This is a genomic window from Methyloversatilis sp., assembly GCF_051861465.1.
Classification (GTDB): domain Bacteria; phylum Pseudomonadota; class Gammaproteobacteria; order Burkholderiales; family Rhodocyclaceae; genus Methyloversatilis.
The window spans coordinates 1-26,224 of the sequence record NZ_JBHYCQ010000019.1; the positions used below are offsets into that span (position 1 = coordinate 1).

Genomic DNA, 26,224 nt, shown 5'->3' on the forward strand with positions numbered 1-26,224 from the left:
GCATCGAAATGTGCTGGAGCTACAACCGGCAGTACGGCACGCAGTATCTGGCGGTGATGCCGACCAATCTGTACGGGCCGGGCGACAACTACCACCCGGAGAACAGCCACGTCATTCCTGCGCTGCTGCGCAAGTTTCACGAAGCGAAGCAGCGCGGCGAGAAGACGGTGACGATCTGGGGCACCGGTACGCCGCGGCGCGAATTCCTTTACAGCGACGACATGGCCGACGCCTGCGTCTTCCTGATCAATCTGCCGGACGACAAATACGCGAGCCTCCTGGGCAGTGACGAGTCGAGGACAGGCCGCTTCGAGCCGCCGCTGGTGAATGTGGGTGTCGGCGAAGACGTCACGATCAAGGAACTGGCCGAGCTCGTCGGCGAGGTGGTTGGCTTCGATGGTGATCTGGTGTTCGACACGACCAAGCCGGACGGTACGCCGCGCAAGCTGATGGACGTGACGCGGCTCAAAGGTATTGGCTGGCGCGCTGAAACTTCGCTACCTGCGGGGCTTGCGTCAGCTTACGAAGATTTCAATTACAAAAGCTAGGCGCTACCAAGATGGAATTCATTTCACTCCTCTTCGCGTCACTGCCAATTATCGTGGTGTTGATCGTTTCGACCGTTTTCGTCGTCTACGCAGGTGTGACACTTAGCAAGCCGAGATTCGTGGTGTACCCATATCTAGTCATTCTTTTGACGGTGTCCGGTACAACCTTTGGTTTGAAAGAGGCTGTTGCGCCATCAATATGGGGGCGTGGATCTGGTCTCCTCTACGCACCGCTTATCATGTGGCTACTACTGGGCGCTTTCTTGTGGATGCGGTTCACATTAGTGTTTGCACGAGGCCGCCCCGTTGCTTGCAATCTGAATTCATGGTTTGGCGGTTGGCTTCTACTTTTGATTGCTCACATAGGTTTCGGCCTTGCACTTGGTCAGCCTTTCAAGGATATCGTGGGTGGAATGGGGTTTTCGAACCTCATTTGGATGTGGGTACTGATGCTCGCCATGTTCTCGGCATTCCGATCTCCGGCGGATGTAGAGGAATTGACGAAGTTCCTTATTGTCTTCGGGCTGGGGCGGGCAATTTTTGGATTGGTACGCTGGGCTGCCTTTGGGGGCGACCCGGCTAATGCTTATGCAAACCGTAGCGGACTTGATCTAAAGCTTACCTTTTTTGATATTAACGACAATCTGCTTTGCTTTATCGCACTTGCACTCGCATCGGTGCGGCTGTTGCAGCCAGACCAGCACACTTTCAATCGTTGGTGGAGATGGCTGCTATGGATAACGGTGGCTGCTACAGCTCTTTGCATTCTTCTTTCTTTCCGCCGTACCGCATGGGTCGGTCTCATGCTTGGTGGTCTGTTCCTCCTCCTCCAGCTGCCGTCGCGCACAAGATGGCGAGTGGCGTTTCTTGTGGTCCCAGTCGGCCTGCTTGGTATCGCTTATGTTGCAAAGAAAAGACTTTCACAGGTTACCGGTGCGGGGGATGGTATCAACGCGTTCTTCTACGACTTGATTTCAAAGAGGCATGGGGCTGAAGGCGACCGAGTGCTGGAACTCAAGTTTGCCCTTGCGGACTTTATTGACCATCCGATTGCGGGTATTGGTGCGTGGGGTCGCTACGCGGGTTATCAACGTATCGATTGGCAAACAGGGCCGGATGCGGGTGCCTTTCTACATAGCGGGATATTGCACATCGGTCTCAAGACGGGACTCATTGGCTTAATCTTGCTCGGAGGTATCGTTTTTGCGTTCATCATGTTTTGGCGTCGAAATCGAGAAGCATTGAATCCACTTTCAAGACCACTCGCTTTGGCCGGCGTTGGTGGCCTTCTGTTCATGCTTCCCGATTTCATTATCGGTACGCCGATCCCGCAGGTTCGGACCATGCAAATGATCGCGCTATGCATCGCGCTACCCTACCTTGCGATAGGTGCGTCGAATATCGGGGTCGCGCCGGTCAAGGCGGCGCGCAAACCGTCGGGAAATGGTGTGTTCGTCCCCCAGTTGCAAGGATGACCACAAAGACGATGCGCATTCTGCACAATGCGGTCTTCAACCTCGCCGGCGGCGTACTGCCGGCGCTCGTTGCGCTTGCTACCATTCCATTTATCGTCAGAGGCTTGGGCGATAGTGGTTATGGCGTTTTCACGCTCGTCACCTCCATTGTCGGTTATTTTGCGTTACTTGACATCAACGTGACCGCAGGGTCTGTCAAGTACGTTTCAGAGTTTCATTCGACGGGAAACACCAAAAAACTGAACGGAACAATCAGTTTTGGTTTGATTGTCTATTCGGTTATTGGCGTCGTTGGCGCGGTGGTTCTTTATTTCAGCGCTGGCTACCTCGCGAGAGAAGTTTTTTCCGTTCCTGAACCCCTGCATGATATGGCGGAAACCAGCCTTCGAATCGGTGCTGTCGGATTTATGTTCGGCCAGATTCAGACGTATTTGCAGAGTGTTCCGCAAGCTCTGATGCGCTATGACGTCAGCAGCCGCTTTGAAATTTTCTTCGGGGTGCTCGTTCCTTTGGCAACGGTAGCCTTGCTTTGGCTTGGGTACGGCCTAGTGGAAGTGATCTATCTGCGGGTTTTGATCAGCGTGATCAATTGTTCGCTGTTATGGCGCGCAATACGAAGGCTACTTCCTGAGCTTGAACTGACTAAGGAGTTTTCCGAAGTCGCTCGCCAGTTGCTGGTCTTCAGCAGTTACTCTTTCCTGTCTCGAGTTGCAGCTCTTACCTATACACATGCCGACAAGCTCATCATTGGTGCGCTAGTCGGCATGCGCGAGCTTGCTTACTACACGGTCGCTGCCACGCTTGCCAATCGAATCCTCGGCATGAGTTTCAGGTTATCCGGGGTGCTGTTTCCAACGGCTAGCGCCTTGTCAGCCCATGGCCGCATCGACGAACTGCGAGCTCTTTACGTCAAGTCGAGTCGCTATGTGATTTTTTTGAATGCATCGGTACTTGTCTTCATCGCTGTGTTTGCTTATCCGATTCTTTACTACTGGATCGGCGCTGATTTCGCTGCCAAGGGCGCGACTATTCTTGCGATTGTTGCATGCGCCCAATTCATCGATTCGATGACCAATATTCCTTCACTTGTGAATGATGGATTGGGCCATCCACATGTAACCGGCGGCTTTGCAATATCCAGAGCACTTATTGGACTGTGTGCGGTTTATGCGGGTGTTCTTGTGTATGGAATCGAAGGCGCCGCAATGGGTCACCTCGTGTCTGCACTACTACTGACCATTGCTTTTCTTGGCTACGTCCATGGCCGTACGGTGCCCTGTGAGCTGTCCGTGCTGCTCACACGCAGTTATCTCGTACCGCTGTCGGGTGTCGTGGTGCTTGCCTTGCTGACCTTTGCGGTAACCAACTACGTCGGCCTGCATCCATGGGCCCTGTTGTCGATAGCAAGCGTAGCCGTATCGATTATTGCTGCATATGGATATTGGGTTGTACTGGTTCCTGAGGATCGGGCACGTGTGCTGCTGCGGGTGCAAAAACTGAACTTCAGGCGGGGCTGATATGCGCATCCTGATGGTGACAGAAGACCTGCCGGCGCAGCAGGTCGGGGGACTCGGCAAGCACGTGGTCACGCTTGCCAATCACCTCATCTGCCTCGGGCACGAGGTAGATATTCTCGGACGCAGCGACCGTGACTATGCGTCATCCCGCGATGAACTCGGTTTCAAGGGGCGCTTCATCGAGGGCTTTACGATGAGTCGGAACGGCTGGAAGGAGACTCAGCTAGGCGTCTTCATGCCACCCAAACGGCCGGCGCTGGCGCGTCGTATTGCGGATGCAATACTTGCGCATGCGGACGGCTACCGGATTGTCCATTACCACGGCCATCTGCCGATGGTTGGGCGTTATCTGCCGGCATCGATTCCATTCGTTCAGACACGACACGATCAGGGTAGTGAGTGCGTCATGCATATTCGATTTCGCCAGGGTAACGTATGCGAATTGACCGATCCGGCGAGTTGTGCCCGTTGCATGCACGCGGCGCCCGGAACGATACGAACCGCGGTCAGTGCACATGCGGTCATTCGCTACCGACGGGAAGTTGCCGAAACCTTTGCTCAGCGCCCGACGATTTTTGTGTCGGATTTTCTGAGGCGGAACTTCACACGCGCTGTTCCGCGCGCGGTGATGAGCAAGTCTCATGTCATCCACAATTTCATCGATCTGAAACGGCTGATGCAAGTCGTTGGCCAGAGTGCCGATGTGAAGCCTGGGTCGATATTGGTCGCGGGGCGTATCGATGAAGCCAAGGGCTTCGGTGCGTTCCTAGAAGCGTTGAGGCCTCACCTGATTCCCGGTGTCGTCGTCGATGTCGTGGGCGATGGCCCGGATCGACCGCGCTTGGAGAGCGCCTACGCGTCGGAAGAAATCCGTTTTTCTGGGTGGCAGGCGTACGAAGAGGTCATCCGTCGGACACGTGTTGCGCATGTATGTGTGGTTCCTTCTGTTTTGGAAGAGTCATGCGGAACGACCGTGCTCGAGGCGTTGTGTCTGGGCAGGCCGTGCATCGCACTGGCCCGCGGCGGGACGCCGGAGTTGGCTGCCTATGTACGCTACCCGGGCCAGCTTGCACTCGCCAAAGACATGTCAGATCTGGTTCAGCTGACCATGGCGGCCGTGAAGCGCGAGCCGGTAAGTCGCGAGATGCCCCAAGTGTTCGGTGCGGATGTCGTGAGCATCGCCGCGAAGATTGTGAGTGTTTATGAGGAAATCGCTGAATGAGTGCCGGCAAACCGAGAATTTCCGTGATTACGTGCACATGGAACAGCGTTGCTACCCTTGCTGCAACGCTGGAATCAATCGAATCGCAGGAATACCGGGATTTTGAGCAGGTGTTTGTCGACGGCGGCTCGACAGACGGCACGCTCGAGCTGATTGCTGAACGCTGCCCTCAGGCCAGGGTGCTTCGCGACATCCGTGGTGGCATCAGTCGCGCAATGAATCAGGGGGTGCTTCATTCGTCTGGCGAGGTTTTCTGTCATCTGCATTCCGATGATTATTTCTCGTCGCCTTCGACGCTGCGGCTCGTTGCGGAACGGTTCGAAGCGGCCCCGGCCTGCATGTGGCTCTACGGCTCCATCCTCATCGACCATGGTGGCGCGCTCGACATATGGGATGCACGGCATGCGCCCTTTTCGCACCACGCTTATGCCATGGGATCGATTTCGGTCGCCCATCCTGCGGTTTTCATTCGCAGAGCCCTCTTTAACGAGACAGGTGGGTTCGACGAGACACTGAAGTACGCGATGGACATCGATCTCTGGCTCCGTATCGGTCAGAAGTATGTGCCACAAATCATCGATGAGCCGCTGACCGTGTTCCGCGACCATCCAGGTAGCCTGTCGAGCGCAAACAAGCTCAAGGCCCGACAGGAGGAGTGGTCAGTACGGCGCCGCTATTTCGGCGCTGCGCCTTGGCAAACCCTGGTGTTCGGGCTGCGCTATCTGCGTCGTACCCGACGCTTGCGGGCGGAAGCTACTGAGCACTGATGCCTCGCATCTCATTTCTGTTGAAGGCGCTGAACGAAGAGGCGCACATTGCCCAGTGCCTCGACAGCATCATGTCGGAAACTCGGGGCCTGGACGTCGAAATCATTCTCGTTGATTCCTGTTCGACCGACCGAACACTTGAAATTGCGCGTGCGTATCCGGTGCGGGTCGTCCAGTTTGCGGAGCGAAGAGATAGAGGGTGTGCGGCTGCAGTTCAACTCGGCTATCAGTGCGCCCAGGGTGACTACCTTTACGTGATTGACGGTGACATGACGCTGGTTCCGGGTTTTCTTCGCGAGGCGCAGGGCTATCTCGAAGCACATCCCGATGTCGCGGGTGTCGGGGGGGTGCTCAGGGACACCCGCATCAATAACGCGGCAGACAAGCGTCGCGCCGGCGCCTACAGCGCAGTGGCAGCGATAAGTGACGCGTCGGATCTGGGTGGCGGTGGGCTGTACAGGAGGCGTGCGATTGAGGCGGTAGGCTACCTGTCACACCGCTGGTTGCCCGCCTGCGAGGAGGCTGAATTGGGCGTTCGGCTACGTATGGCCGGTTGGCGCCTCAGGCGGCTACCGTTACTAGCCGTGCGACATACCGGTCATGAAGAGACGGACATCCAGATGTTGTCGCGCCTCTGGCGCAACGGGCGCATGGCGGCCTACGGTATGTTTTTGCGTTCAGCGGTAGGGTCGTCATGGTGGTGGGCTACCGTCAGTCGGGTCCGGCTTCTTTTCTTTGCGCCATGCCTGCACGCCGCATCGCTCTGCCTTGCTTTGATGTGGGCGCTGCTGGGGCAACAGTCGTCTGCGGTGGCGTTCGTGCTGGCTGAAATCGGGGTCTGGTCCGGGGTGGTCGGGCTGATCGCTTCGCGCAAGCGCAGCGTTCGCGATGCCGTGCTGGCGGTACTGGCTTGGCATCTGTATGCATTGGCAGGACTTTCAGGCGCGTTGCGCAAGGTGCCAAACCCAATGTTACCTATTGATTTCAGGGTAATCCAATGAAGGTTTCGTTTGCGTTCGTCATTGAGTGGCTTGCTTGCTGCGCGCTGATGATTTGGACACCTGTGTTTGCGCAGGTGACGAAAGCGGGCGGCGTGGTTACCGAGTCGTCGCTCGATTCCCGTTATTACGTTCAGGCGCGGTCGAAGGAGCGCTTGAAATGGGTTGCTGATCCGCTCGATTCAGTACGCAAGGTGCTTCAAGTCACCTTGCATCGGGACGACGGCGCCGTGGCCGGCGGACTTAGGACAGAAATTGTGCCGCGCGGCGACGGTGCGCTTAACGGACCAGATGTCCGCTGGTACGGCTTTGAGTTCTATGTACCGGAAAGCTGGGTTCTGATCCCTCAGGCAGTCGTGGTTGCCCAACTTCACGGGAACGACCATCTTCATTTGGCGCCGCCGCTGAGTCTTCAGATTCAGGACGGGCGCGTGTTCTTGATGACCCAGTACAACACGAGGTTGGCGCGTGCCGCAGATCCGCCGCGGACCGAGGGTTCTGTGCGGCGATACCCGTGGGTGGCGCCATTGAAGAAAGGCAAGTGGTATCGCTGGGTGGTGCGCGTGCAGTGGTCGTCTACACCGGGCGAGGGAGAAATGGATGTCTGGATTGATAACGAACGTGTCATCAGCGAGCGGAATCGACCCAACACCTACGACACCGACGGTCGGCCCGGATCGTTGAATTACGCGAAAGCGGGAATCTATGCACCTGCCGGTATAGGAGGCCTCGAAACCATCAGTCTTTTGACACGTGGTGTCGTTCTCGGGGGAAACGAGGCGACTTATCAGGAATTGCTTGACGAACTTGCGCGCTGATCGTTCGAATCGGTTAAGAGACAGGTGGAGAGTTGATGAAGAAAGCTGTAATGATCGGTACCCGATTCGACACGATGGGCGGCATCGCGTCGGTGGTGAATGTGTACAGGGACGCCGGTTTCTTTGATCGAATGAATGTTCGATATCTTCCATCACATTGTGATGGTGGTGGCCTAAGCAAGCTGAGCATCATGATGAGTTCAATGGTGCGGCTTTTCGTGATGCTATGTCGCAGGGATGTAAGTCTTGTTCATGTGCATATGTCATCGCGCGCGAGCTTCTGGAGAAAAGCGGCCTATCTTTTATTGGCAAGAGCTTTTTGCGTTCCGACGATCATTCATCTCCACGGCTCTGAATTTGCCATTTTTTATGAAAGTGAGTGCGGCGCTCTTGGTCAGAACGCTGTGCGATGGTTTTTCGATGGTGCCGGCAGTGTGATCGTTCTCTCGGAGACCTGGCGCAAGTGGGTGTGCGCGATCTCGAGCAACAAGAACGTTGTTTGCATCTATAACCCTGTCGTTGTGCACGATATACAAGATTCTCTCAAACGGGATCGAAACACAATTCTCTTTCTCGGCCGTCTTGGCCAGCGAAAAGGCACATATGACTTACTGCGTGCAGCTGCTTTGATTGATAAGCCATTCCGGCTGATTCTGGCTGGCGATGGTGACCTCGCCGAAGTTCGGGCGCTCGCAGAGGAATTAAAGATCGCCGAGAAAGTGGATATCGCCGGCTGGATTCGTGGAGACGAAAAAACGGCTTTGTTCGAAAGGTCCTCAATTTATGTATTGCCCTCATACAACGAAGGTCTGCCGATGGGCATCCTTGAGGCGATGTCGCATGGACTTCCGGTTGTTTCAACGCCGGTTGGAGGAATCGCTGAGGCGGTAACCAACGGGGTGGAAGGCTTTCTTGTCACTCCGGGCGATGTGACAGACCTCGCGGACAAGCTTGGGCGGTTTCTTGACGATGATGACCTGCGTAGAAAAGCCAGTGTTGCGGCGAGAAACAAGGTGGTATCGACCTTCTCCGTCGAGCATATATTGCCCCGCGTGGAGGAGATTTATCGCGAGCTTGGGGCTAAGGCATGACAAGTATCGCGTGGAAGTTAAATCGCGTCCGCCTGATGGGGCCCGCTGAGGTTTTTTACCGGGTTTCGAATGTTTTACGCGCGCAGCTTGAGAAAAGGGGCATCGGACTTGCAAAAGTAACCGTACCCTGCGGCGAAACTGGACGCCCGTGGGTAGCACCTTTGCCACGCGCTTTCGAGGTGGCGCGCTACACGGACGCGGCAGATCGCATTCTGGCAGGCTACTTCGATGTGTTCGCGCTCGAGGGCGCGCAGCTCGGCTTTCCGCCGGAATGGAATCGTGATTGCCGGACCGACATTGTTGCGCCAATGGAATTTGGCAAAACGCTCGATTACCGCGACGAACGCAAAGTCGGGGATATCAAGTACCTGTGGGAACCCTCGCGGCATCTTGAACTGGTTACGCTTGCTCAGGCGTGGCATCTCTCTGGCGAGCAACGGTATGCTGAAGGTTGCCGGATGTTGCTGGATTCATGGTTCGACCAGTGTCCCTATCCTTACGGCGTGCATTGGACGAGCTCGCTGGAACATTCAGTTCGGCTTCTTAACTGGTACTTCGCATGGCATCTGCTCGGCGGAGAAGATTCGACGCTTTTCGATGGTGTTGATGGCGGGCATTTCAGGGCGCGTTGGCTCCAGTCTGTTTATCAGCATTGCCACTTCATTGCAGGACACTTTTCGCGCTATTCCTCGGCGAACAATCATCTGCTCGGCGAATATTTGGGGCTGTTGGTTGGTTCGTTCAACTGGCCGCTCTGGGAGGAATGCCCAATATGGCAGAAAGTCGCTGTGCGCGGTTTCGAGGAAGAGTCACTCAAACAAAACGCGGCGGACGGAGTTAATCGCGAGCAGGCGATCTATTACCAGCACGAGGTGATGGACATGATGTTCCTGTGCCGCGCGATTGCAAAGGCACACGGGCACGGTTTCTCAGCGGACTATCACAAGCGCCTTGAGAAGCTGGCTGAATTCGTCGCGGCAGTGATGAATGTGTCAGGTGAGGTTCCCATGATTGGCGATTCGGACGACGCAGTGTTGGTACGGTTGTCTCAAGAATCAAACTGGCATGTGTATCGTTCGCTTCTTGCGGCTTGCGCTTTGATTTTTGACAACCCGGTCTTGGCGGGTGCGGCAGGCAGGGCCGACGACAAGACGCGGTGGCTTCTGGGCGATAAGGCTGCGGAGACTTTTCCGGCGTTAAACTCGAACGCGAGACCGCAGCTTTCGGACGTATTGGCGTTCCCCGAAGGTGGGTACTACCTTCTGAGCAGTGATCGCGGTAAGTCTAAGGAAGTACTGGCGCTAGCCGATTGCGGTCCGCTTGGCTATCTGTCGATCGCAGCGCATGGTCATGCGGACGCTCTGTCGTTCTGTCTCTCGATTGCTGGTGATGAGATTCTGGTTGATCCAGGCACCTTCGCGTATCACACGCAACGCTTGTGGCGTGACTACTTCCGCGGCACGTCGGCGCACAACACGCTGCGCATCGATGGTCAGGATCAATCGGAGATTGGTGGCAATTTCATGTGGCTCCGTAAAGCGCAGGCGTCACTGATCGAGCACGGCTCGACGATAGATGGCAGGCAGGTTTTTGTAGGTGAGCACAACGGTTATTTGAGGCTTGAAACTCCGGCCCTGCATCGACGGCGGATTGAATTTGATCCAGAAGGACATCGTTTCGCTATCACTGACGAAGTGATAACCCAAGGTGAACATGAGGTTGAGTTGTTCTGGCACTTCGCAGAACGGTGCGAGGTCGCTGTGAACAACCGGGCGATTGAATGGCAGACGGCTCGCGCTAGAGGTTCACTTAGCCTGGATATTAAGGACTTTTCGCTCGAACTGCTTTCCGGCTCTGATTCGCCTCCCGCAGGGTGGATTTCCCGACGATTCGATTGTCGTGAGCCAATTGTGACGGCGCGATATCACGCAAGGACGTATGGTTCAGTCCGTATCGTAACCACGATCGAGTATTCGTTTTTTTCGTGAATTGAAAATGAGGTGGCTATGAAGATCAGTATCTTTGGGATGGGATATGTAGGCGCGGTTTCGGCTGGTTGCCTCGCGAATGACGGACACACCGTAATCGGTGTTGATCCGAACCCGACCAAGGTCGAGTTGATAAATCGCGGGCTCACTCCGATTATCGAGAAGGATATTGGCGAGATGATCGAGGTTGCTGTGTCGAATGGAACACTACGTGCTACAACGAACGTCGCCGATGCGGTTTTCGGCTCTGAAATCTCGCTGATCTGCGTCGGCACTCCGTCGCAGCTGAACGGAAATCTCGATCTTTCATACGTTCGCCGCGTGTGTGAGGAGATCGGTACCGCGCTCAAGGAGAAGGACGGCTTCCATGTTGTGGTTGCTCGTTCGACGATGCTTCCGGGATCGATGAGATCGGTGGTGATCCCGACTCTTGAGCAATTTTCCGGAAAGGTAGCAGGCCAAGGTTTTGGCGTCTGCAACAACCCGGAGTTTCTGCGCGAGGGCACTGCTGTCTATGACTATTACAACCCGCCGAAGACCGTAATCGGCGAAACCGATGAGCTCGCTGGCGACGCCCTTGTCAGTCTGTATGCGCAGATGGACGCGCCGCTTGTCCGGACAAGCGTTGAAACAGCGGAAATGGTCAAGTACACGGACAACAACTGGCACGCCCTGAAGGTTGCGTTCGCGAACGAGATCGGCAACTTGTCAAAAGCACTTGGCATCGATGGCCATGAGGTCATGGAGATTTTCTGCAAGGACACGAAGCTCAACCTTTCCCCCTATTACATGAAGCCGGGCTTTGCCTTTGGCGGCTCATGCTTGCCCAAGGATGTTCGAGCCCTGACTTACAAAGGACGGAGCCTTGATCTCGACCTGCCTGTACTCAACTCCATCATGCCGAGCAATCAGCGGCAGATTCAAAAGGGTATCGATATGGTCGTGAGGCATGGGAAGCGGAAAGTCGGCTTTCTCGGATTTGCTTTCAAGGCAGGCACTGATGATCTTAGGGAGTCGCCTCTCGTCGAAGTCATTGAGGCGTTGCTCGGAAAAGGCTACGACCTTCGTCTATACGATCAGAACGTGAACGTGGCTGCCTTGACGGGCGCGAATCGCGACTACATCCTCAATCACATCCCGCATATCTCCAAACTGATGGTGACGAAGATCACTGAAGTTCTAGAGTTTGCCGAGGTCATCGTGATTGGAAATAGCGCCAAGGAATTCAGTGCGGTCCTAGAGCAACTGCGCCCGGGCCAGGTAATTGTCGATCTGGTGCGAGTGACGCCTGGCAAGAGCGAATTGGGGCGATATGATGGCATCTGCTGGTAAGCCGCGTCGGGTGCTGGTAATTGTCGAGAATCTGCCTTCGCCGTTCGACCGGCGGGTTTGGCAGGAGTCCACCACACTGCTGAATGCTGGGTATGAGGTGACAATAATCTGTCCGACGGGCAAGGGTTATGAATCCAAGTATGAAGTGATAGACGGTATTCACATCTACCGTCATGACCTTCCAATAGAGGCAGAAGGGGCGTTTGGCTATGCGCTTGAGTATTCAAGCGCGCTGTTGTGGGAGTTCGGGCTTGCATGGAAGATCTTGTTTAGGCGCGGTTTTGATGTAATTCACGCCTGCAATCCTCCAGACCTGATCTTTCTGGTGGGTGGTTTCTTCAAGTTCTTTCTCCGCAAGAAGTTCGTTTTCGATCATCACGACATCAATCCAGAACTATATGAGGCGAAGTTTGGACGACGGGATTTTTTCTACAAGTTGATGGTTCTTTGCGAGCGCTTGACATTCAGGATAGCCGATGTATCGATTGCAACGAACGATTCGTACAAACGGATAGCCATCGAACGCGGCGGTATGAACCCGGATGATGTCTTCGTTGTACGCAGTGGACCAAAACTCGATCGATTAAAGCTAGTGCCACCAGTCGAATCGCTCAAGAAGGGTAGACGCTATCTGGTCGGTTACGTCGGAGTAATGGGCAAGCAGGAGGGTATCGACTACCTGTTGCGGGCAGTTCAGCACATGGTTATCGTCATGGGTAGAGCCGACGTGCATTTTGGTTTGGTTGGGGGTGGAACCTCACTCGAAGAATTGAAGGCTTATGCGGATGAGCTCGGCGTCTCTGACTACGTCACCTTCACGGGGCGTGTTCCCGATGCAGCCTTATTGTCTATGCTCAACACCTCCGACGTTTGCGTGAATCCCGACGTGGCGAACGAGATGAATGACAAGTCGACCATGAACAAGATCATGGAGTACATGGCGCTCGGCAAGCCAATCGTGCAGTTCGATCTCACGGAAGGCAGATTTTCAGCACAGGATTCGTCTTTGTACGCTGCGCCGAATGATCATGTGGATCTAGCGTGCAAAATCGTCGAATTACTGGATGATCCGGAGCGAAGAGTCCGCATGGGGGAGCTAGGCCGTCGGAGAGTAGAAGAAGAACTGGAGTGGCGTTATGAGGCTCCCAAGCTCCTTGCTGCGTATAACCGTGTGTTTGGTGGCGAGTAAAAATAAAGAAGGAGGAGACGGTGTCTCCCCCTTCTCGTTATGGAAGCGAGCAGCCTCGAGCATTTGTCATAGAACCCGCTTGCGTTGCAGCGCACTGGTCGTTCTGGTCAGCGATGCCGTCGCTGTCGCTGTCGATCAGCGTCAAATCCCTTGTGTAAACTATTTGTGATTCGCCAGGTGCTAAATTGATCGGCCATGTGACTGACGTTTCCGTCGCGTAGTCGAAGTAACTGGCGCAGGCCTCGGGTTGTGTATCCGCAATTGGGCATTCAAAAGATTCATTGTATGAGTTGCCATTTGTGAGCAGACTCGATCGGATCGTGGTGTCCTGCGGACTTGTCTCAACGATCTCGAGGTTCGCGATGCGGATAGTTTTTCCAGCAGGGAGGCGTTCGAAGTAAATTCGGGCGCCGATATCTTGCGTAACTGGGTCCGATTTACTTATGGTCTTAGGCGATTTGAAATTGAACGCATAGCGAATGAACGCGCCCGCAGTGGTAACTGATTCGAACGGGCTGAGCGTCTCGAAGCCGTTATTCCCCCCCCCTCCGCGTCGTACAACGACGGCTATTCCAGTCACTCCGTCGGGTGCCTGTACGTCAAAGCTGATCCTGTAGCTCTGTCCCCCACGAACCGAGAAGGGAGGAGAAGCAACTAGCGATTTTGAACCGCCAGCTTTGAGCTCAAGACATGCGCCAAGCGTGCATGATACGAATTGCACGCTAGCCAGTGGCTGTGCGTCGTTCCAAGGTGTCCAGGCAATGGGTACTGCATTCACTGTGGTTGAAATCAAATTTGCGGAGAGTATAAGGTAGCTCGCGTATCCAACGGACTGGAGAATGCTTCCATTTAGATCGCGGCCAGCGACCGCGGCTGCAAGGGCAGCTTGGGAAGAGTTGCCTTGCCATTCAGGAAACGTGAGGGAGCGACTTACAGAAGGGCTCGACTCGCTTGCTACGCGTGGTGAAAATAGGGAGGAATAACGGTTCCCATCAAAGTAGGCGAAGCGTGAAGTGTTCGCAATAAGTGACTCAAGGCGCAATGATGACGAGGATACTGTCGTGAAGATAAGATTATTCTCAATTACATTTCCGGAAAGATCTCCCAGCGGGTCAGACGAATTTGAGTCTTCAAGAAGCCATATTTCATGGCGACGATTTCCAAACAACGTATTTGAAGAAATATAGTTGTTTGAGCTGTTGTGAAGCAAGATTCCGTGGTCGCTACTCGTTACTGTATTGCCAGTTACTGAGATGCCCGTCGCGTGATCATCAATGTAAATCCCTTCTGATTGCGAGGTGGATCCGATTGGCTTGCCTTCGATCCATCCAATAGTATTGGAAATTATGTTGTCGGTAATCGTGCTATTTGATGACGAGCGCGTGCCGTAAATCCCACCGCAGTCGTCAAGTGCGAGACAAGTCGAATCGATGATGTTTCCTTGGGCAGAGTTACTTCCTGCAAGCCGAATGCCGTGATAACTTGTTTTCTCGATCCGGTTCTCGGAAATAATCGTGTTCGTGCCAACGTAAAGTGCGCCCCTAGACGGCCGTGGAAGGGCGTAATTTTTTCCATCCGTAACTTCGACACCGATTTCGCTGAAGAGATTTCTGCGTATGGATGCATCGACTGCAAATCCAACGCCTTGTTCGATGCCGTTAATCGCTTCCATTCCGATTCTTAAAAAAATTGAGTCGGAAACATCGAAGTCGACTGCTCCCGGTGCGTAAACACCATACTTCTCATGTCTTTTGAGCGTTACTCGGCTCAATTTCAAGTTTCTCGAGTTCGTTGCGTCAATCGCAATGCTGCAATCTTGTACGTCAATGCCAGTTAGCACGTTGTGTGCAATACCAACTGCTCTTACACACACGGGGTTTATGGATAAACGTATTGGTTCGTCTGGTGAAGTGACGGAATTCGATAAGTAGATTTTCGAAGAAGAGTCGTCGTTCGCCCATTCGTTGGGTTCGTCGATCATCCATGTTCGTCCTGAAAGAAAAAACCCCCAGCCGCGTTTCAACTGATACGTTGTAGGGCGATCAAAGTAAATGCGCGACCCAGTTACAGAGGTAACTCGACGCTCTTCAAGTAACCAAGGAGTGACTCGGAGAGAAATCGGGGTGCCGGCAGTAATCTTCTGTAGTTTGTCTGTCGTGAGATCCGGTGATGCGGTCACATAGTCGCTACCGTAACTACCGCTTGCCGTGAGAATCCTATTCGAATCGGCTGCGTTCACTAAGTACAGAGAATTCGGGCGAGACGTGTTGTGACCAACATTAGGATGGTGTGCTGGCGTTAGGGTTCGCTCGCCATTGAATAACATCAATGCTTGGGGAATTAGTTGCTCGACTCTTACGGAGTCAACCTTTGCGGTAAGGCCTCCTGGTGGGATTTCGATGTCAAGTCTTGCGTTTTCAATTTCCCGCGTAGATTGGAAATCTACGCTCACATTTTCCCAACTCCCCGTTCCAAAATAGTTTTGAGAAACGCCAACGTCGTCAAACGGTTGAACATTTCGACGCATCACAATTCGAATACGTGTACCTACATTTGCAAAGTATGAGAATTTTAATCTATAGGACGTCTTGCTGATGATCGGAAAAGTAGGGCTGTAATTAACAGTGTTTCCAGATCCTGTCCCGCTACGGAGTTGCAGGCAGTATCCACCGGCAGTAGCACACGCGTTACTTAGCTGGAGCGTCGAGTCTCCATTGGGAGACCATGTTCGCCAACCAGTGGAAGACGAAGCGAATTCGGGATCCGGCATTAGATTCAGCCGACGGTCGATGTATCTGCTTGCAACGTTGGCAGTACGCCATTCATGCGAGGGTATCAGTACACTCCCTTGGATACTGGGTGGTGTGTCGGAGCATACGTCCGGATAACTTGTATAATTTATAGGAGCTGTCGTTGTTCCACTCGCCGTCAGAGTGAGTTGTTCAGTCCATTTGCGGTCACATTTTAGCTTTACGATGTCGCCTGGCATCAAGTTTGCCGCACTCACACGCGCAAGTGATTGCCAAGGGCCACTCAACGATGTCCCTCCAATAAAGTCACCGGTTCTACCATTCCAGCTGTCATTGCCGTTTTGAGAGTCAACGTAATAAGTGGCAGCGTGCGCAAGTGAGCATGCGAATGCTGTGAGAGTTATCAAGGTTGGCAAAAATATAGGATTCGAAGGCATGGCGGAATATCACTTAAATAATGAAAAATGAATGCTCGTGCGTCTATCCAAATAAGTCCGGAACGACGTGGCTGAATGTTTGATCGAATCTATAGCAAAGACGTTACCGTACGTCGCAGCATCATTAATCTCGCAACAGCGATGGCTTACTTATATTTATGCGAATCCAGATTGGTTAGTTCGGACTGCCAGCAGCAATGCGTCTTCAGTCAGTCTGCGCTGCACTAGCGTCGAACACTCACTACTGGTTCTGGCAACCGGTGGTGCGCGAATGGTCGATGGTTATCGTTTACTTGTGATGTCAATCATGGCGACATTTCGCGAGCGAACTTGAGTTGTCGAAGGATGTGTGTCGAGGCCGCGTGGTCATCTGTACAAGTTTTGACATGACGTGGATTTGCTAACAATCAAGCGGAGAAACGTTCTAGGTCTGCCAACGCACAGACGAGCATGCCACGAGGGTGTCGTGTAACAGTTTGTAAAATTTAACGTTTTACCCGATTCAGGGGCGGAGCGATCCTGGATCTCACGCGCTAAGTTATGTTTTGACTAAACTCGGCAAACACAACAGCGTGAATCAATGGTGACCTGCCCCGATTCTTCGGACCACGAATTACTTGAGAGAAGCGGCTTCGTGGTCCTTGCCTGACAGGGATTCAACGAACTGCGCCGGGGTCAGGTAGCCCAGTGCAGAGTGTGGTCGTACTGCGTTGTAATGGCGCCGCCATTGTTCGATCACGACCCGCGCTTCCGTTCGGTTTCGGAAGTATTCCATCGACAGGCACTCGTCGCGAAACTTGCCGTTGAAACTCTCATCGGTACCGTTCTGCCACGGCTTGCCCGGCAGCGGCAGCGCCCTCTGCAAGCCCTTGTCCGCAGCCCACTGCAACAACCGGGTCGAGACGAATTCCGGGCCGGTGTCCGAGCGCAGAAACTTCGGCGCACCGCGTTCGCTGATCAGCCGGCTCAGTACCTCGACTACGCGCTCCGAACGAATGCTGCCCGCCACATCGATCGCCAGTGCCTCCCGCATGTGCTCGTCGATCACCGTCAGGCACTTGAGCTGCTGACTGTTGGCGCAGGTGACGAACACAAAGTCGTACGCCCCACACATGGTTTGCTGCGGGCGCACGCTGTACCTGGTCCCGCTGACTTGCCACCCGCCGCCGCGCTCGCTTGCGCGGCACCTGCAAGCCCGCCTTGTTCCACAGCCGCCAGGTGCGATCAATGCTCAGACTGAGCCCGGCGCGGCGCAGGAAGATACGAATGCGCCGATAGCCGTACCGTGGATACTGACCCGCCAGCTCCTGCATCTGCTCGATCACCGGCCGATCCCGAACATCCAGTCGCGACACATAACCCAGGCCGGAGCGCGATACGTTGAGCAGCGCGCAAGCACGCCGCCTCGAAAGCCCTTTACCTTCTGCAAGCAGCACCTGCGCCCGACGGGCACAGGTGCTCACCATTTTTTTGACGCGATCTCCTTCATCACGTCGATCTCAAGGTCGCGTTCAGCAACCATCTTCTTGAGCCGGGCGTTCTCCACTTCGAGCTGGCGCAGACGCTTGACCTCATCGGCGTTCATCGCGCCGAAGCGCTTTCTCCATGTGTAAATCGTCTGCTCGCTGACCCCATGCTTCTTCGACACCTCCGCCACCGGCGCCTTGTCGGCTTCGCGAAGGATCTTGACCATCTGCTCTTCCGAAAAACGGCTCTTGCGCATGACTTCCTCTCTGCTGTTGGAAGCCATCCTCTCAAGTTTCAACCGGTCCGAAAAGTCAGGAGCAGGTCACTCCCACAGGGCCTTCGCGAAGAGTGCTGTGACCATCGTTGTGCGGAGTGCGTATCGCGGCGGGGCCGCCGCTCCCACGGGGGCTTCGCGAAGAGTGCCGTGGCCATCGCTGTGCAGTGTGAGTATCGCGGCGAGGCCGCCGCTCCCACAGAAACCCTGCTCCCACACGGCAATGGCGCCAGTCGTGGCGAGGGCGCTATTCCCACAAGAAATCCTCACGGCTCGCAGCGCGCAGCGTCAGCTGGCCGTGCAGGGCCATGCGCCTGTGGCGCAGGCATCGCAGAATCGTGCAGGGTGAGGTGTTTGTCACCCAATCCGTCCGGGTTGTCATCGAACGCTCAATTCGGTGCGATATCCTGCATTGCAATATTGTGTGGAATCGACCATGACCCTACTTGTCACCGGCGGTGCAGGCTTCATCGGCAGCAACTTCGTTCTCGACTGGCTGGGCGGTTCGGACGAGCCGGTCGTCAATCTCGATGCGCTGACCTATGCCGGCAACCGGCAGAACCTCGCTTCGCTCGATGGCGACGCGCGCCACATCTTCGTGCAGGGCGACATCTGCGACCGCGACCTGATCGACCGGCTGCTGTCGGCGCACCGCCCGCGCGCCATCGTGCATTTCGCGGCCGAATCGCATGTCGATCGCTCGATTCACGGCCCGGGCGCCTTCATGCAGACGAATGTCACCGGCACCTTCACGCTGCTCGAAGCGGCACGCGGACATTGGGGCGCGCTGGAAGGCGACGAGAAGGCGGCGTTCCGCTTTCACCATGTCAGTACCGACGAGGTGTATGGCTCGCTCGGGCCGACCGACGCGCCCTTCACCGAAACCCACGCCTACGAGCCGAACAGCCCGTATTCGGCCAGCAAGGCGGCGAGCGACCACCTGGTGCGCGCCTGGCACCACACCTACGGCCTGCCGGTGGTGACCACCAACTGTTCGAACAACTACGGCCCGTATCACTTCCCGGAAAAGCTCATCCCGCTGATCATCGTCAATGCGCTGGCCGGCAAGCCGCTGCCGGTGTATGGCGACGGTCAGCAGGTGCGCGACTGGCTGTACGTGAAGGACCACTGCGCGGCGATCCGCGAGGTGCTGGCGCGCGGGCGGCTGGGCGAGACCTACAACATCGGCGGCTGGAACGAGAAGACGAACATCGACATCGTGGCCACCGTGTGCGCGCTGCTCGACGAGGTGTGGCCGGACGTGGCCGGCCCGTACGCGCGCCTGATCACCTACGTGAAGGACCGCCCGGGTCACGACCGCCGCTACGCCATCGATGCGCGCAAGATCGAGCGCGAACTGGGCTGGCGGCCGGCGGAAACCTTCGATACCGGCATCCGCAAGACGGTGCGCTGGTATCTCGACAACCAGCCCTGGGTGAATAACGTGCTGAGCGGCGGCTATCGCGACTGGGTCACGCAGCAGTACGGCGCGGAGCAGGGCACATGAAGATACTGCTGTTCGGCAAGGGCGGGCAGGTCGGCTGGGAATTGCAGCGCGCGCTGGCGCCGCTGGGCCACGTGATCGCGCTGGATTTCGACAACGCGGGCGAGCTGTCGGGTGACTTCAGCCAGCCGGACGCGGTGGCGGCCACCGTGCGCAAGGTGGCGCCTGACCTCATCGTGAATGCCGCCGCGCATACCGCGGTGGACAAGGCCGAAAGCGAGCCGGCTCTGGCGCGCATGCTTAACGCCACGACGCCCGGGCGCATCGCCGCCGAAGCGGCCGCACTGGGCGCGCACCTGATCCATTACTCGACCGATTACGTGTTCGATGGCAGCGGCGATGCGCCGCGCGACGAATCCGCGCAGACGAATCCGCTCAGCGTGTATGGCCGCACCAAGCTCGAAGCCGAACAGCTCATCGCGGCCTCGGGCGCGACCCATCTCATCCTGCGCACCAGCTGGGTGTATGCGGCGCGCGGCGGCAACTTCGCGAAAACCATGCTGAAGCTCGCGAAAGACCGCGACCGGCTGACGGTGATCAGTGACCAGTTCGGCGCGCCGACCGGCGCCGAATTGCTGGCCGACGTCACCGCACACACCGCGCGCGCGCTGCGCCACAACCCGCAGCTTGCCGGTCTTTACCACTGCGTCGCCGCAGGCGAAACGACCTGGCACGGCTACGCGATGCACGTGATCGAGAGCGCGCGGGCGGCCGGGCACGACATCAAGGTGGCCGCCGATGCGGTGCTGCCGATCCCCACGTCCGACTATCCGACACCGGCCGCGCGACCGCTCAATTCGCGCCTCGATACGCGCAGGCTGCACGACACCTTCGGGCTGGTGCTGCCGCACTGGCAGCAGGGGGTCGATCGCATGCTGGCCGAGATTCTCTGAACATTTTCTGGAACCGATTCGGGAGCAAGACCATGACACGCAGGGGCATCGCATGACACGCAAAGGGATCGTACTGGCCGGCGGCTCCGGTACCCGGCTGCATCCGGTCACCATCGCGGTATCGAAGCAACTGATGCCGGTGTACGACAAGCCGATGATCTACTACCCGCTCAGCACGCTGATGCTGGCCGGCATTCGCGACGTGCTGATCATTTCGACGCCGCAGGACACGCCGCGCTTCGAGCAGCTGCTGGGCAACGGTTCGAACTGGGGCATGAACATCGAGTACGCGGTACAGCCCAGTCCGGATGGTCTGGCGCAGGCCTTCATCATCGGCGAAGACTTCGTCGGCGATGCGCCGTCGGCCCTGGTGCTGGGCGACAACCTGTTCTATGGGCACGAGTTTGCCGACGACCTGAAGGCGGCCAGTGCGCGCACCGCGGGGGCCACCGTGTTCGCCTATCGGGTGACCGACCCGGAGCGCTACGGCGTGGTCGAATTCGACGCCGCCGGGCACGCCATCAGTCTGGAAGAGAAGCCCGCCAAGCCGCGCAGCCGGTACGCGGTCACCGGGCTGTACTTCTACGACCAGCAGGTAGTGGAATTCGCGAAGGCATTGAAGCCGTCGCCACGCGGCGAACTGGAAATCACCGACCTGAACCGCGTGTATCTCGACCGCGGCGCGCTCGATGTGCAGGTGATGGGCCGCGGCCACGCCTGGCTCGATACCGGCACGCACGACTCGCTGATCGACGCGGCGCAATTCATCCAGACGCTGGAAAAGCGTCAGGGCCTGAAGATTTCCTGCCCGGAAGAGATTGCCTGGCGGCAGGGCTGGATCGACGACGAGCAAATGCGGCGCATCGCTACACCGCTGGCCAAGAGCGGCTACGGTCAGTATCTGCTGCGCATCATCGACGAGAGGGTGTTCTGATGAAGGTGGTCGAAACCGGTATCGCCGGCCTGCTGGTGCTCGAGCCCAAGGTGTTCGGTGACGCGCGCGGCTTCTTCATGGAAAGCTTCAACGCGCGGGCGTTCCGCGAGGCAACCGGGCTGGACGTGCCGTTCGTGCAGGACAATCACTCGCGAAGCGGCAAAGGCGTGCTGCGCGGTCTGCACTACCAGGTGAACCAGCCGCAGGGCAAGCTGGTGCGGGTGGTGCAGGGCGCCGTGTTCGACGTGGCCGTCGACCTGCGCCGCAGCTCGCCCACCTTCGGCAAGTGGTACGGCGTGGAACTGAGCGGCGACAACCATCGCCAGTTCTGGGTACCCGCCGGCTTCGCCCATGGCTTTTATGTGCTGAGCGAATCGGCAGACTTCCTGTACAAGACCACCGATTACTACGCGCCCGAGCACGAGCGCAGCCTCGCCTGGAACGACCCGACAGTCGGCGTCGAGTGGTCGCTTCATGGCCCGCCCCTGCTGTCCCCCAAGGACATCGCCGGCAAGCCGCTCGCCGAGTGCGAGGTGTTCGCCGAGCTCTGACATGGCTGTGTGAGGGCGACGGCTGTGAAGCGGCGATCCACTGCTGTCGCTGCATGGCGAGCTGGCGCTGCAGGTGGCGAACAGCGAAGTTTTTGTGGGAGCGGCGATCCACTGCCGGCCCTGCATGGCCGGCCGGCTCTGCGGGCGGCGAGCAGTGCTCGCCGAAACCCCCGCGCCGCCCTCGCCGCGATTGTGCAGCGATGGTCGCCTTGCAGAGTGCGTATCGCGTCGGGGACGCCGCTCCCACAAAGATTGCAGCGCTCATCGCGTCGACATCGCCGCTCCTTGAGAATCGCGGAGTCGTTCGTCCCGGAGAACAGTGGAGGCCGCCTCCACTGCAGAAACTGCGCAGAGCACGGGCCGGCACCACCGGGATTTCATCAGCGACCGGCCGAGTTTTCAGGTGCCGTTATGTCATCAGGCTATCCCGGGGGAATCTCGCCTGCTAGCATGACGTTTTTATGACAAGGAATTTGGTCATGAGGCAGCGGCTCAGTGGCGGCAAGTGTTGCGTGGATGCAGGCGCTGACAGACCCGCTCAGTCGCCGTTGACGTCTTCCGTCGATATGCTGAAGCGCCTGCTCGATCTGCCGCCCGACGCAACGTTCATGGGCTTCGGACTTGAATGCCGCATCACCCTCAGATATTTCTGCCGCGCCTCGACGCCGCACGAGCGGGCCGACAATCACTGGCTGGATTCGCCCGAGACCGCCGTCACCTACTGCAACTGGTCCGACGCCCAGGACGCCGAAGCCTCCTACCCCACTTCGCGGCTGGTGCTGATGTTCGATCTGGGCGACGAGATCCGCGTATTCCCCGCGCGCTGACGCGGCGCCGCCGAGCCCTGCACGGATCGGTTGGCGAGCGCGCCCGCGCTACACTCGGCGGCCAGATGATCCAGGCCTGATTGATTCCCATGAAGTTTGACGTGATCGTGATCGGTGCCGGCGCGGCGGGCATGATGTGTGCCGCCACGGCCGGCGCGCGCGGGCGTTCGGTGTTGCTGATCGACCACGCGGCGAAGCTCGCCGAGAAGATCCGCATTTCGGGCGGCGGGCGCTGCAATTTCACCAACCGCGATCTGACACCGGCCAGTTTCCTGTCGCAGAACCCGCATTTCTGCCGCTCGGCGCTGTCGCGCTACACGCCGCAGCATTTCATCGCACTGGTCGAGCGCCACGGCATCGCGTTCCACGAAAAAACGCTGGGCCAGTTGTTCTGCAACGACTCGTCGATGCAGATCATCAATATGCTGAAGGCCGAATGCGACGTGGCCGGCGTGCGCTGGCAGATGCCGTCGGCAGTGACGGCGGTGGCGCGCACCGATACAGGGTTTCGCGTCGACACCGACGACGGTCCGCGCGAGTGCACCTCGCTGGTGGTGGCGACCGGCGGATTGACGGTGCCGAAGATCGGCGCCACCCCCTTCGGTTACCGGCTGGCCGAACAGTTCGGGCTGGCCGTGGTGCCGCCGAAGCCGGCGCTGGTGCCGCTGGCGCTCGACCCGGCCTGGCTGGCGCGCTTCGGCGAACTGTCGGGCGCGTCCTTCGATTCGGTGGCTTCGTGCGACGGGCCGTCATTCCGCGAACAGACCCTGCTCACGCATCGCGGCCTGTCGGGCCCGGCGATTCTGCAGGCGTCGAGCTACTGGCAACAGGCCGGCGCGCGCGAGCCGGTCGTCATCGATCTGCTGCCCGAGGTGCACGACGCCGAAGGCTGGCTGCACGGCGCACGCGCCGGTCGGCAGACACTGGCTACCTTGCTGGCCGATCATCTGCCGAAGCGCTTCGCACAGCAGTGGGTGGATGTAGAAGGCGCGGGCAGCTGGAACGCCGCGCTGGTCGAGTTGCCGCGCGCGGCGTTGGGCGACATCGCGCGCCGCCTCAAGGGCTGGCCAATACAGCCTGCCGGCACGCTGGGCTACAACAAGGCGGAAGTGACGCTGGGTGGCGTGGATACGCGCGCGCTCGACCAGAAGACCATGGCCGCCCGCGCCGTGCCGGGGCTGTTTTTCATCGGCGAGGTGGTGGATGTGACCGGCTGGCTCGGTGGCTACAACTTCCAGTGGGCGTGGTCGTCCGGCTGGTGCGCGGGGCAGGCGGCCTGAGCCCTCGGCGCGCGTCGATCAGTCACGCAATCCCCAGGCGATGAAGTGCGGATTCTCGAAATCGGGCTTGCCATAGCGCAAAGGTGAGCCGTCGGTCAGTTCGACGCGACCGCCGGCGGCGCCCAGCACGGCGTGGCCGGCTGCGATGTCCCATTCCATCGTACGGCCGAAGCGCGGATACACGTCGGCTTCGCCGGTGGCAATCAGGCACAGCTTCAGCGACGAGCCGGCCTCGCGCCGCTGCGCGACCTTTCGTCGGGAGAGGAAGGCGTCGAGTGCGCCGGTATCGCCATGCGAGCGACTGGCGATGACGGTCAGCCCCTCTGCGGGCGCATGACGGCAGGCGAGGGCACGGCGGCCGTGCGTGTCATCGAGCCAGGCGGCGCGCCCGGCAACGCCGGAATACATTTGATCGAGCGCAGGCGCGAACACCACACCCAGCACGGGCCGGCCGTCATCGATCAGCGCGATGTTCACGGTGAACTCACCGTTGCGACGGATGAATTCCTTCGTGCCGTCGAGTGGGTCAACCAGCCAGAAGCAGCCGTCCAGCGTGGGGGGATGGGTCGGTGCAGCGGCCTCCTCGGACACGATGGTGATGTCGGGCGTCAGCGCGGCGAGGCGCGCGGTGATCAGTGCGTGCGCCTGTTCGTCGGCCAGCGTGACGGGGGAGGCGTCGGCCTTGATGCGTACATCGATCGTGGCGCGGGCGTGAATATCCATCACGCAGCCCCCTGCAGCGCGTGCAATGTCGATCACACGGGTGCGCAAGCGCTCAAGTTCGGCGGTCATTTTCACGGGGAGGCAGTGGTGGCGTGACGGAGGCGGATGACGTGGCGTTTGCGAAGCCTGCCACATGAACGGGTGCGCCGTGGCGATCGATGGCGCTGCGAGGCGAGTTTATCGAAAGCCGAGTCTGGCAATCGTTTCCGGTTGTTTGAAAGTTCATTTGCATGATGAGGCCGCCCGTTCCGATGCTGTGATCATGCGCTCGCATCGATCAATGAACCGCGTGCCGTGCCGGATATCGCCCCGCGGCAGACCGCATCCCCCACACAACTGTTGAAATAGCATTTGCGTCGCTTCGTTAAATCCCGTATAAGCACGTCTGTAGGTGATTTCAAGCATGAACGTGTTGTGCGTCGGTTCTCGATTTTCAAGTCAGTACTCCGCTTGCCATATTCCCCTTGAGGTTTCCCTGCACTACGGTCATTGCACACTGTGATGGCCTGTTTAAATCTGTATTCAAAGGAATTCGAAAATGGCAACTGGTACTGTTAAGTGGTTCAACGACGCCAAGGGTTTTGGTTTTATTTCGCCGGACGACGGTGGTGAAGACCTGTTCGCGCACTTCTCCGCCATTCAAGGCAACGGCTTCAAGTCGCTCCAGGAAAACCAGAAGGTTTCCTTCGAAGTGACCCGCGGCCCGAAGGGTCTGCAAGCCTCGGAAATCAAGCCGCTCTGATTTTTCAGACAGCGTGAAGCCGCCGCAAGGCGGTCTCCGATGAAAAAAGCGCACTGCAAAGTGCGCTTTTTTTTCGTCTGCAGGTTGTCGATCATGCCGCCCTGCGGGCGGGGAGCCGCGCATTTTTTTGTGGAAGCTGCTGCCTCGCCGCGATACGCGCTTTGCACAGCGGCCATCGCTGCTCTGATCGCCGCTACGAGCCGCTTCAGATATCAGTCAGCGGCCTCATCCGAGCCACACCGCGTCCCAATGGGGGTAGTCGCCGATGTGACGCACGAGCCCTGCACGCAGCGGATTGGCGACAAGGTAGCGTGCGGCGGCTTGCAGGTCTTCGTCGCTACGCAACGCGTGATCGTGGAACCCCGGTTGCCACAACGCCGTGCCGGCGGCGTGGGCGCTGAATGATTTCATCTGCTGCACGACGCGGCTCAGGCTGAGAGAGTTGCCGAGCTGCAGCATCCAGTGCAGGTGATCCGGCATCAGCACGAACGCCAATGTTGCTGTGTGACCGAAGGCTGCCGATTCGATCAGCGACCGGATCGTCCGGCGCGCAGCAGATAAATCTTCAAACACCGGCTTGCGTTCGCGGGTCACCGTGGTGACCAGATAGACCTGGCCCGGAATCGATGTGCGGCCGGTTCGAAGGCGACGCGATGCAGGCTGTTTCCTCATGAAGACGAGAATAGATCTAAATGATCCTATTTGGGTAATCGAGATGCATGAAGTGTTCGCGCGGCGTGCCAGCTTGAGTTTGGCTCGCATGATCAACGAAGGGCTGGAGGGCGGCGAGTAGCGCTGTTTTCCTGTGTGAGCAGTGATCCACAGCTGGCTCGGCATGGCGGGCCGGCTCTGCGGGCGGCGAGCAGCGAAGTTTTTGTGGGAGCGGCGTCCTCGCCG

21 protein-coding genes and 2 pseudogenes are annotated in these 26,224 nt (G+C 57.6%); 18 read left to right on the top strand and 5 right to left on the bottom strand.

Going from position 1 to position 26,224, the window contains the following annotated elements:
• The 11 genes from ACTIFF_RS17520 to ACTIFF_RS17570 form a co-directional block, all read left to right on the top strand.
• A partial coding sequence (locus ACTIFF_RS17520) for an NAD-dependent epimerase/dehydratase family protein (RefSeq protein ID WP_439537994.1) occupies window positions 1–548 on the top strand: 548 nt, incomplete at its 5' end.
• A gap of 11 nt (window positions 549–559) precedes the next feature.
• Window positions 560–2,023: an O-antigen ligase family protein gene (locus ACTIFF_RS17525; RefSeq protein WP_439537995.1), complete on the top strand. Its 1,464-nt coding sequence runs from the start codon at window positions 560–562 to the stop codon at window positions 2,021–2,023.
• Entirely contained in the window at window positions 2,020–3,540 is a 1,521-nt protein-coding gene (locus ACTIFF_RS17530; protein ID WP_439537996.1) for a flippase, read from the top strand. Before ACTIFF_RS17525 ends, ACTIFF_RS17530 begins: the two co-directional genes overlap by 4 nt.
• Before the next feature lies 1 nt (window position 3,541).
• The gene (locus tag ACTIFF_RS17535) at window positions 3,542–4,762 is read left to right on the top strand and encodes a glycosyltransferase family 4 protein (protein ID WP_439537997.1); all 1,221 of its coding nucleotides are present in this window, start codon (window positions 3,542–3,544) and stop codon (window positions 4,760–4,762) included.
• Window positions 4,759–5,529 carry a glycosyltransferase family 2 protein gene (locus tag ACTIFF_RS17540; protein ID WP_439537998.1) on the top strand — a complete coding sequence of 257 codons (771 nt, stop codon included), beginning with the start codon at window positions 4,759–4,761 and terminating at the stop codon, window positions 5,527–5,529. Before ACTIFF_RS17535 ends, ACTIFF_RS17540 begins: the two co-directional genes overlap by 4 nt.
• Window positions 5,529–6,530, top strand: coding sequence for a glycosyltransferase family 2 protein (locus tag ACTIFF_RS17545; RefSeq protein WP_439537999.1), 1,002 nt, complete (start codon window positions 5,529–5,531; stop codon window positions 6,528–6,530). The genes ACTIFF_RS17540 and ACTIFF_RS17545 overlap by 1 nt, the downstream gene beginning before the upstream one ends.
• Window positions 6,527–7,345, top strand: coding sequence for a polysaccharide lyase (locus ACTIFF_RS17550; protein ID WP_439538000.1), 819 nt, complete (start codon window positions 6,527–6,529; stop codon window positions 7,343–7,345). Before ACTIFF_RS17545 ends, ACTIFF_RS17550 begins: the two co-directional genes overlap by 4 nt.
• Before the next feature lie 35 nt (window positions 7,346–7,380).
• Window positions 7,381–8,436, top strand: a complete 1,056-nt coding sequence (locus ACTIFF_RS17555) for a glycosyltransferase family 4 protein (protein WP_439538001.1) — start codon at window positions 7,381–7,383, stop codon at window positions 8,434–8,436.
• The gene (locus ACTIFF_RS17560) at window positions 8,433–10,424 is read left to right on the top strand and encodes an alginate lyase family protein (protein ID WP_439538002.1); all 1,992 of its coding nucleotides are present in this window, start codon (window positions 8,433–8,435) and stop codon (window positions 10,422–10,424) included. Before ACTIFF_RS17555 ends, ACTIFF_RS17560 begins: the two co-directional genes overlap by 4 nt.
• Before the next feature lie 18 nt (window positions 10,425–10,442).
• Window positions 10,443–11,756 (top strand): nucleotide sugar dehydrogenase, encoded by a 1,314-nt coding sequence (locus tag ACTIFF_RS17565; RefSeq protein ID WP_439538003.1) that lies wholly within the window; start codon window positions 10,443–10,445, stop codon window positions 11,754–11,756.
• Window positions 11,740–12,945 carry a glycosyltransferase family 4 protein gene (locus tag ACTIFF_RS17570; protein ID WP_439538004.1) on the top strand — a complete coding sequence of 402 codons (1,206 nt, stop codon included), beginning with the start codon at window positions 11,740–11,742 and terminating at the stop codon, window positions 12,943–12,945. The genes ACTIFF_RS17565 and ACTIFF_RS17570 overlap by 17 nt, the downstream gene beginning before the upstream one ends.
• A 37-nt stretch (window positions 12,946–12,982) precedes the next feature.
• Here ACTIFF_RS17570 and ACTIFF_RS17575 read toward each other — a convergent pair whose 3' ends face one another.
• The 3 genes and pseudogenes from ACTIFF_RS17575 to ACTIFF_RS17585 all read right to left on the bottom strand — a co-directional run bounded on the left by ACTIFF_RS17575 (window position 12,983) and on the right by ACTIFF_RS17585 (window position 17,855).
• A complete protein-coding gene (locus tag ACTIFF_RS17575; protein ID WP_439538012.1) occupies window positions 12,983–14,926 on the bottom strand; it encodes a right-handed parallel beta-helix repeat-containing protein in 1,944 nt (647 codons plus the stop codon).
• A gap of 417 nt (window positions 14,927–15,343) precedes the next feature.
• Window positions 15,344–16,132 (bottom strand): annotated as a pseudogene (locus ACTIFF_RS17580) (hypothetical protein); the annotation flags it as partial.
• A gap of 613 nt (window positions 16,133–16,745) precedes the next feature.
• Window positions 16,746–17,855, bottom strand: a pseudogene (locus tag ACTIFF_RS17585) (IS3 family transposase).
• A 454-nt stretch (window positions 17,856–18,309) separates the two neighbouring features.
• Between ACTIFF_RS17585 and rfbB the strand changes: the two are divergent.
• The 6 genes from rfbB to ACTIFF_RS17615 all read left to right on the top strand — a co-directional run bounded on the left by rfbB (window position 18,310) and on the right by ACTIFF_RS17615 (window position 23,862).
• Window positions 18,310–19,380 carry a dTDP-glucose 4,6-dehydratase gene (gene rfbB, locus ACTIFF_RS17590; protein ID WP_439538005.1) on the top strand — a complete coding sequence of 357 codons (1,071 nt, stop codon included), beginning with the start codon at window positions 18,310–18,312 and terminating at the stop codon, window positions 19,378–19,380.
• Entirely contained in the window at window positions 19,377–20,270 is an 894-nt protein-coding gene (gene rfbD, locus ACTIFF_RS17595) for a dTDP-4-dehydrorhamnose reductase (RefSeq protein ID WP_439538006.1), read from the top strand. Before rfbB ends, rfbD begins: the two co-directional genes overlap by 4 nt.
• Window positions 20,271–20,322: 52 nt before the next feature.
• Window positions 20,323–21,204, top strand: a complete 882-nt coding sequence (gene rfbA, locus ACTIFF_RS17600; RefSeq protein WP_439538007.1) for a glucose-1-phosphate thymidylyltransferase RfbA — start codon at window positions 20,323–20,325, stop codon at window positions 21,202–21,204.
• Window positions 21,204–21,755, top strand: a complete 552-nt coding sequence (rfbC, locus tag ACTIFF_RS17605; RefSeq protein WP_439538008.1) for a dTDP-4-dehydrorhamnose 3,5-epimerase — start codon at window positions 21,204–21,206, stop codon at window positions 21,753–21,755. Before rfbA ends, rfbC begins: the two co-directional genes overlap by 1 nt.
• Before the next feature lie 548 nt (window positions 21,756–22,303).
• Entirely contained in the window at window positions 22,304–22,582 is a 279-nt protein-coding gene (locus ACTIFF_RS17610) for a hypothetical protein (protein WP_439538009.1), read from the top strand.
• Between the two features lie 89 nt (window positions 22,583–22,671).
• Window positions 22,672–23,862 (top strand): NAD(P)/FAD-dependent oxidoreductase, encoded by a 1,191-nt coding sequence (locus tag ACTIFF_RS17615; RefSeq protein ID WP_439538010.1) that lies wholly within the window; start codon window positions 22,672–22,674, stop codon window positions 23,860–23,862.
• A gap of 18 nt (window positions 23,863–23,880) precedes the next feature.
• On the opposite strand, the gene cysQ is transcribed toward ACTIFF_RS17615, so the two are convergent.
• On the bottom strand, window positions 23,881–24,654 hold the full coding sequence (gene cysQ, locus ACTIFF_RS17620) for a 3'(2'),5'-bisphosphate nucleotidase CysQ (protein WP_439538013.1): 774 nt from the start codon (window positions 24,652–24,654) through the stop codon (window positions 23,881–23,883).
• Window positions 24,655–25,123: 469 nt separating this feature from the next.
• Here cysQ and ACTIFF_RS17625 point away from each other — a divergent pair, with 469 nt between their 5' ends.
• Window positions 25,124–25,327 (top strand): cold-shock protein, encoded by a 204-nt coding sequence (locus tag ACTIFF_RS17625; protein WP_019917894.1) that lies wholly within the window; start codon window positions 25,124–25,126, stop codon window positions 25,325–25,327.
• Window positions 25,328–25,552: 225 nt separating this feature from the next.
• On the opposite strand, the gene ACTIFF_RS17630 is transcribed toward ACTIFF_RS17625, so the two are convergent.
• Window positions 25,553–26,224 (bottom strand): REP-associated tyrosine transposase (locus ACTIFF_RS17630; protein WP_439538011.1); only part of this gene is annotated, 672 nt, incomplete at its 5' end.

Bases quoted from the DNA above. Each gene is read 5' to 3' on its own strand.
- ACTIFF_RS17525 (WP_439537995.1), top strand. From the start codon at position 560: ATGGAATTCATTTCACTCCTCTTCGCGTCACTGCCAATTATCGTGGTG.
- ACTIFF_RS17530 (WP_439537996.1), top strand. From the start codon at position 2,020: ATGACCACAAAGACGATGCGCATTCTGCACAATGCGGTCTTCAACCTC.
- ACTIFF_RS17535 (WP_439537997.1), top strand. From the start codon at position 3,542: ATGCGCATCCTGATGGTGACAGAAGACCTGCCGGCGCAGCAGGTCGGG.
- ACTIFF_RS17540 (WP_439537998.1), top strand. From the start codon at position 4,759: ATGAGTGCCGGCAAACCGAGAATTTCCGTGATTACGTGCACATGGAAC.
- ACTIFF_RS17545 (WP_439537999.1), top strand. From the start codon at position 5,529: ATGCCTCGCATCTCATTTCTGTTGAAGGCGCTGAACGAAGAGGCGCAC.
- ACTIFF_RS17550 (WP_439538000.1), top strand. From the start codon at position 6,527: ATGAAGGTTTCGTTTGCGTTCGTCATTGAGTGGCTTGCTTGCTGCGCG.
- ACTIFF_RS17555 (WP_439538001.1), top strand. From the start codon at position 7,381: ATGAAGAAAGCTGTAATGATCGGTACCCGATTCGACACGATGGGCGGC.
- ACTIFF_RS17560 (WP_439538002.1), top strand. From the start codon at position 8,433: ATGACAAGTATCGCGTGGAAGTTAAATCGCGTCCGCCTGATGGGGCCC.
- ACTIFF_RS17565 (WP_439538003.1), top strand. From the start codon at position 10,443: ATGAAGATCAGTATCTTTGGGATGGGATATGTAGGCGCGGTTTCGGCT.
- ACTIFF_RS17570 (WP_439538004.1), top strand. From the start codon at position 11,740: ATGGCATCTGCTGGTAAGCCGCGTCGGGTGCTGGTAATTGTCGAGAAT.
- ACTIFF_RS17575 (WP_439538012.1), bottom strand. From the start codon at position 14,926: ATGATCGACGAACCCAACGAATGGGCGAACGACGACTCTTCTTCGAAA.
- rfbB (WP_439538005.1), top strand. From the start codon at position 18,310: ATGACCCTACTTGTCACCGGCGGTGCAGGCTTCATCGGCAGCAACTTC.
- rfbD (WP_439538006.1), top strand. From the start codon at position 19,377: ATGAAGATACTGCTGTTCGGCAAGGGCGGGCAGGTCGGCTGGGAATTG.
- rfbA (WP_439538007.1), top strand. From the start codon at position 20,323: ATGACACGCAAAGGGATCGTACTGGCCGGCGGCTCCGGTACCCGGCTG.
- rfbC (WP_439538008.1), top strand. From the start codon at position 21,204: ATGAAGGTGGTCGAAACCGGTATCGCCGGCCTGCTGGTGCTCGAGCCC.
- ACTIFF_RS17615 (WP_439538010.1), top strand. From the start codon at position 22,672: ATGAAGTTTGACGTGATCGTGATCGGTGCCGGCGCGGCGGGCATGATG.
- cysQ (WP_439538013.1), bottom strand. From the start codon at position 24,654: ATGACCGCCGAACTTGAGCGCTTGCGCACCCGTGTGATCGACATTGCA.
- ACTIFF_RS17625 (WP_019917894.1), top strand. From the start codon at position 25,124: ATGGCAACTGGTACTGTTAAGTGGTTCAACGACGCCAAGGGTTTTGGT.